The 6,000-nt window shown below is 65.5% G+C and carries 6 protein-coding genes; 4 read left to right on the forward strand and 2 right to left on the reverse strand.

Annotation, left to right across the window (positions count from 1 at the left end; all coding sequences use genetic code 11):
* The first annotated feature begins 367 nt into the window (after positions 1–367).
* Genes IF09_RS0134925 through IF09_RS0134940 form a run of 4 tightly spaced genes read left to right on the forward strand, consistent with a single transcriptional unit; the run spans position 368 to position 3,551 of the window.
* Positions 368–844 (forward strand): hypothetical protein, encoded by a 477-nt coding sequence (locus tag IF09_RS0134925; protein WP_030302804.1) that lies wholly within the window; start codon positions 368–370, stop codon positions 842–844.
* Complete coding sequence (locus IF09_RS0134930) at positions 841–1,473, forward strand: hypothetical protein (protein WP_030302806.1); 633 nt, start codon at positions 841–843, stop codon at positions 1,471–1,473. The genes IF09_RS0134925 and IF09_RS0134930 overlap by 4 nt, the downstream gene beginning before the upstream one ends.
* Complete coding sequence (locus IF09_RS47625) at positions 1,473–3,146, forward strand: putative T7SS-secreted protein (protein ID WP_030302808.1); 1,674 nt, start codon at positions 1,473–1,475, stop codon at positions 3,144–3,146. Before IF09_RS0134930 ends, IF09_RS47625 begins: the two co-directional genes overlap by 1 nt.
* Before the next feature lie 21 nt (positions 3,147–3,167).
* Complete coding sequence (locus IF09_RS0134940) at positions 3,168–3,551, forward strand: hypothetical protein (protein WP_030302810.1); 384 nt, start codon at positions 3,168–3,170, stop codon at positions 3,549–3,551.
* A gap of 718 nt (positions 3,552–4,269) precedes the next feature.
* Here IF09_RS0134940 and IF09_RS48660 read toward each other — a convergent pair.
* Both IF09_RS48660 and IF09_RS0134955 read right to left on the reverse strand, forming a co-directional pair.
* Positions 4,270–4,545: a DUF6083 domain-containing protein gene (locus tag IF09_RS48660; RefSeq protein ID WP_418953096.1), complete on the reverse strand. Its 276-nt coding sequence runs from the start codon at positions 4,543–4,545 to the stop codon at positions 4,270–4,272.
* A 51-nt stretch (positions 4,546–4,596) separates the two neighbouring features.
* Entirely contained in the window at positions 4,597–5,103 is a 507-nt protein-coding gene (locus IF09_RS0134955; protein WP_030302816.1) for a hypothetical protein, read from the reverse strand.
* Between the last annotated feature and the right edge of the window lie 897 nt (positions 5,104–6,000).

The following is a 6,000-nucleotide window of genomic DNA, read 5'->3' on the forward strand; positions in this document are numbered from 1 at the left end:
GGCGGTCGGCAACGCATCGCGGCAGCTGCTGCTCCCGCTAGGCCACAGTTGGCGGTGCGGTCTCCTCACGCGCCCGTCATGCGCGACGGCGGGAGCACGGCACCCGCCCGCCTCCGGCGGAATTGACGGCCCAGCGTGCCCGGGCCGCCCCTCGCCCTCCTGCCGCTGCCGTCTTTTGGCACCCCGGACAAACCGCAGTCGGCAACGAGAGGGGGCTACGCGTGCCATGTGACGGTGGCCGGTCTTCGCCTGGGCCGTGCAAAGTTGGTCGTCTCTCTCGCAGCGTGCAAAAGTACGTTCGATCAGCGTTTGAGGGGATGTCGTCGCGCGGCCGTGGGCGTGTGACGGCGTGGTTTGGGGAGTTTGGGTGGGGTTTGACGAGGAGTGGGGTCGGCTGCGGGCGGAGGCAGCCGGACGTGTGGCCTCAGGCACGGCGATGCCGTCGGCCGTGGTGGTGATTCCCCCACCAGTCGATGGTGATCCGCTCGAGGAGGCCCGGGAGGCGGCGCGGTTGCGGCTGGCGGATTTCCGTGGGCGGGTGGTGCTCGTGCCGCTGGATGAAGCGGGCGGTTTGTGGACGGCTCAACTCGGTGGTCTGGACTGGATCTGCGCGTTCTCCGGCGAGGAAGAGCTGGCCCGCTTCGCCGAGGCACGCGGCGAAGCGGGCCACGAGTGGACCTACCGGCGTGTGGTCGGGGCGCGGTTGCTGGACGAGTTGGTGCCGGCTCTCGACTTCCCGTGCGGTGTTGCGTTGAACGCAGCTGGTTCTGAGGGTGCGGTGTTTCCGCCGGTTCGGGGCATCGTGCCGGATACGGCGGCGCTGGATGGGCAGGTGGCGGCGTGAGCGGGGAGCAGCCGGATCTTGATGTCTCGAAGGAAGCGCTTGGACAGATTGCGCAGGGCATCACGGAGACGCTGGGTGAGCTGAAAGAGCTCGGGATGGTGGGCACGGCCAGCATGGGCCGGGGCTTCGCCAAGATCGCACTGTCGGGGATGGACACGGGGTACGACGGCCTGTCGTCCGCCTTCGGCACGTTTTGTGAACGGTGGGAATGGGGCGTGCGCTCCCTTGTCCAGCAAGGCAATGACTTCGCCGAGAACGTCGGCCTGTCAGCTGGTGTTTTGCACGAGCAGGATCAGTACGCGCAGGGCGCCTTCAAGGTGGTGACCAACGCGGCTTGGGGCAACCCCTACGCCTCTGAGGGCGACATCACTGGTAAGGGCTGGGGCGAGGTCCTGGCCGACAACCCGTATACCCAGATCCGGGACGCGGACCACAGCAAGGAGTCCTACGAGCACGCTTCTCATGAGAGCAAGGACGCTTGGAAGAGCGCCATCCACGATGTGAACAGCTCTGACATCCTCCTGTCGAACCAGATCATCGACGCCGTCGGCCTGCGCGATGAAATGGACCGGACCGTCGAGGACATCGCCGGCCCGGCACCCAAGCCCCAGACCGGCGGTGAGCGCTGATGACCGACCTCGGCCGGCTGCTCAACCAGGGCATGGACAAGCTCGGCCATGGCGTGGACTCCGCCAAGAGGGCCATCGGCCATGGCGTCGATGTGGCCACCGACGGGATTGGTGCCGGCCTGGACTACGTGGGTGCGAACGACTGGGCGGACGAGGTCGAGGACTTCGGCGACGATGTCGCCTACCGCCTGGGCGCCATGCCTGAGAAACAGCTCGGCCAGACCCAGGAAGCTGCCGAGCTGCTGCACGGCAAGCCTGACGCAATCTGGGAGTCGGCGGCCCATCTCAGGGACTTCCAGGCCGCCTTCAACCGGGTCGGACAGGGCATGAAGGCCCTCGACTCCGGTCACTGGAAGGGGGCCGCGGCCGACGCGTTCCGCGAGAAGTTCGCGATGCATCCCACCGACTGGTTCCACGCCGCCGACGCGTGCGAGGCCGCAGGCAACACGCTGGGCGCCTACGCAGAGACGCTGATGTGGGCTCAGCTTCAGGCTCAAGCGGCCATCGAGCTCTACCAGCAGGGCATGAAGGCGTCCAAAGAAGCCACCGAGGCCTACAAGACCAGAACCGAGGCGTACGAGGCGGCCGTCAAGGCCGGTCAGAACCCAGGCCCCTGCCCTACGCCTGGCGCCGACCCGGGCGAGGCAGCCCGCACACGGGCCCGGGAGATCCTCGATGAGGCGCGTCGCCAGCGCGACGATGCCGCCCGTGCCGCCGAGCGGGCGATCACCGCCGCCACGGAACACGCCCCGGCCAAGCCGTCGACGGCACGCCAGATCATGGCCGAGTTCATGGACTACGAGGGCTCCCAGGCGCTGGAGCTCACCCACGTCCTGGGCGGAGCGCTCAAAGGCACCGCGGGCATCCTCAACTTCGGCCGAGGCCTCAACCCCGCCGACCCGTACAACCTGACCCACCCCGCCGAGTACCAGCAGCACCTCAACATGACCCTGGCGGGTTTGGTCTCCACCGCTGCCCACCCCGAACGCATCCCCGCAGGCATCATCGAAGGCCTCAAGGGCGACTTCAGCGAAGGCATCGGCCGCCTCTTCCCCGAATTCATCGGACCCAAGGGGATTGTTGCCGGATCTAGAATGGCCAGGGCTGGCGCCGGGAAAACCTTTGGCGAGGCCATGGCCACGCGGAAGGACTGGCGGGCATGGAACTCGCCCAAGTCAACCAAGCCAGTAGCTCCCGAAATACCCGGCGATTCCTACATGGCAACTGGAGACCCTGTTTACTACCGACAGGGATCGACGGCCATAGGATACGACTCGAGCACTTTGGTAAACTTCGACCTCGTCAAGCCGAAACCCGGCTACCATGATGTGGTTATCCATGGAAACAACGGCGGATATTTCGAGCCGGGCCGGGTGAACGCTGCGGGCAAGGGATTCTCAGCAGGAGACACGAGCCCCACTCATATCGCTGAAGCCATCCGAAACAATCCACACTATGACGGCGGCCCCATTCGTCTCATATCATGTCACACAGGAACCATCCGGCCAGAGTTGACAGAGGTGGCCGCTGCTCAAAGCGTGGCAAACGAACTCGGTGTGCCAGTGAAGGCACCCACCAACAAGGTGGGCGTCAGCAGGGACCTCGGACCTGGCCAGGAGCCTGAAATTTTTGATGGAGGGTACTGGCGCACGTTCCTCCCGATGACCCAGTGAAAACGGAAGGTGGGAATAAATATGAAGATCCTCGGTTTCTGTGACGAGTTTTGGTCGGCGAAGGCAGGTGAATCGAAGGCGAGTGTTCGGGATCTCGTTCGAGAGTCTGGCGAGGCTGACGAGTCCGCCCTCCTCGAATACCTCGATGGCGGCTACGAGATCCTATCCTTCATGGGATCGGTGAATGATGTGCTCGGATCCGATGAGCGAATCCTGGGCGGGGACAACATTCTCACTGACGGGGAATGGGTGTGGCGCGGAGATTTGTGGTTCTATGTGGCCACTTACCACCTTTCACTCCCTGATGAATTCCTTCAGCAGGTTCGCTCTCACCGCTACGTCATGCCGGAAGTCAGTCGAGAGGATCGACTGGCTGTCTATGAGGAAGTCCGTCGCATCTTGTAGAGGACGCCCGCGTCACAGACGAGCCCAGCGATCCTCACTGTGAAGCTGGTGGCGCCGAGGTCGAGGCCGGTGAGGAGCTGTTCGGCGAGGTGGAGTTCGTCGTCAGCGGTGTTGGGGGTCGGTAACGCTGGCCCCAGCCCCAGCCCGCGCCGCCGCTGTAGCCAGTGCTGCCGACGACTGCGGGCGTCGCTGGGACGACAAGTCCAGATCGCTGTGGACGTGCGGACGCCAGCCGGCCACCACGGAGTACCGCCATCCGACGGCCTCGGCCACGTGCCGGGCCGCCGCGAACATCAAAGCGTCGAGCGGCCCGATCAGCCGCTCCGGGCGGACGTCGAGCAACCACCAGCCTCCGCCAGGCATCACCGCCAGAAAGTCCGGGGTGCGTCGTGTGCGTACTCCCTCGTGCTCGAAATCGTGACACTGCAGGAGGTGCTGGCCGAGCTGGCGGCGGCGCGGGCGGACGAGATGGACGCCGACACCGTCAACCGGGAGCCTTCCATTACGCGCAAGGCGATCGGCTGGTGGCAGCGCCAGGGCTGGATCGAAGGCGACCCGACGATCGGCATCGAGCGGCGGCCGGCGCCCCCCGGCCGCACCAAGGCCCTCGCGGAGAACCAGATCGCCGCTTTGTGGCGCCTCGACGTCACGCTGCGGGAGAAGACGCAGTGGAAGATGCTCTACGAGTCCGCCGCACGGGCCGACGAGGTGCTGTGCCTCAACGTCTCCAGCGGAGTTCTTCGGGTACGAGGTGGGTGGGTGCTTCACGAACGTCGAGGACGACTTCTTCGCCCTCGTGGTCCGGGTAGCCCTGGACGGAATCTCCGCACCGCCAGCAGTGGTCCTGAATACGCCGACACCTGGTCCTCAACGCCATCGTGCTGTGGACGACGCGTACGTCGACGCCACCGTTGCCCAGCGCCGAGGGCCACGAGATCCACGGCGTCACACGTTCTGCGACAGAGCCCGTTCGCCCGTACGTCCTTGAGCACATTCACATTGCTCTGATGTCGGGGCCGCCGTCGAGCCGCAAGGCGTTGGTACTTCAGGGCGAAGCGCGCACCCGCTGGTCCGGGCCAGGGGGAGCGAAGGTCAGGCCGTTCTCATCGAGGGCGTTGAACACTGTCAGTCGGGCGTTGGGGAAGACGAAGCTCACGTCCGTGGTGCTGCCTGCGACGTTGTCCAGGATCCATTCGAGCAGTTCGGCACCCTGCAGAGTCATACCGCGGATCGCCTGCAGGTCGGGCAGTGCATCAGGGCGCCACTCCAGGTCGAATCCGGTCCAGCTGACCGGACGGGAGGGGGTGATCGTGTTCCATGTCAGGGAGAGGTCATCGAATTTCTGGTGATTGACCTCCACTTGCACGCCATCGAAGTCCAGCAGCACTGGGCAGTCAGGGAACCATTCGTCGTCCGCGAGGTCCCACACCGTCCAGACCCTCGTCAGGGGACGGCCTCTCAGCGCGTGGAGGCGAGGCCCGTGCGTCCGCGCCACCAGACCGGGGCCGTTCAGCCAGAGCGGCCGGTATCCCTCAATGCCAAAATCGAACATACGCGCATCGTGTCAGGTGGTGAACCGTTCCGACTTTCCTGCCGGTGCTTTGCTGGCCGGTGATCAGTCGGCTCCTGGTTCTGTGTCAGCGTAGTGGGCTGCCTCGAACTCGGTGGGGCTGATCACCGTGATCCCTGTCACGGTTTGACCACATAACAGGAGCGCACCCGGCGTGGGCGGTTCGTCGAGGCCGAGCAGCTGCCCGGTCACGAGTTGTGGGGTCGTTCTTTGTCGGCCATCGCTAGACCTGATGTGCAAGCACCTCGGCGGGGAAGGCCCTCGTCCACGACCATGCCACAGGCGTCGCGTAGGGGTTCGATGTGCTGGTCGTGAGCAGCCCGCCGGTGGTCGTGGTCGAGGTAGATGAGGGCTTCAAGAGGGAAGCCGTCCCGTAGGCACCTGCGCTCGCGGCGGAAGTCGGCAGGAAAGCTCGACGAAGACATCGAAACGCATGGTCGCCTTCCGCAGTACGACGTGGCGGGCGAACAGCCCATCAACGATGGCGAGGGGCGAGTCGCCCAGCGCCCCGCCCGTGTCCTGGACGAGACGTTCGAGGTCCGGCGAGCGCGGGTCGCCGCCGCGAAGGGCTGTCGAAGCTGACAGAGTCGCCAAGCAGCCTGGAGACGTACGGCAGGTTGAGCGATGCCGCTTCGGCGAGTTCTCCGGCGCAGCAGGGCCGGCGGACATCGGTCAGCAGGCGGGGACCAGGCGGCCGGCCTTCGGCCTTGGAGGAGCGGCTCCTCATCTCCGCCGCACCGGACGGGTCATCATGGCGCCCTTGGTGACCGACCGACCCGCTAAGAGCTCGTAACACGATCATGATTCGGGCTTGTTGAGGCGTCTCCAGCAGATGAGGCTGCAGGCCAGGGAGACGAAGGCGTCGTGGAGTTCGGTGCG

Origin of the sequence: Streptomyces katrae (genome assembly GCF_000717655.1) — a bacterium.
Taxonomy (GTDB): domain Bacteria; phylum Actinomycetota; class Actinomycetes; order Streptomycetales; family Streptomycetaceae; genus Streptomyces; species Streptomyces katrae_B.

Excerpts from the sequence above, each read along its gene's own strand:
- IF09_RS47625 (WP_030302808.1), top strand. The coding sequence starts at position 1,473 with ATGACCGACCTCGGCCGGCTGCTCAACCAGGGCATGGACAAGCTCGGC.
- IF09_RS0134940 (WP_030302810.1), top strand. The coding sequence starts at position 3,168 with ATGAAGATCCTCGGTTTCTGTGACGAGTTTTGGTCGGCGAAGGCAGGT.
- IF09_RS0134955 (WP_030302816.1), bottom strand. The coding sequence starts at position 5,103 with ATGTTCGATTTTGGCATTGAGGGATACCGGCCGCTCTGGCTGAACGGC.
- IF09_RS48660 (WP_418953096.1), bottom strand. The coding sequence starts at position 4,545 with ATGTGCTCAAGGACGTACGGGCGAACGGGCTCTGTCGCAGAACGTGTG.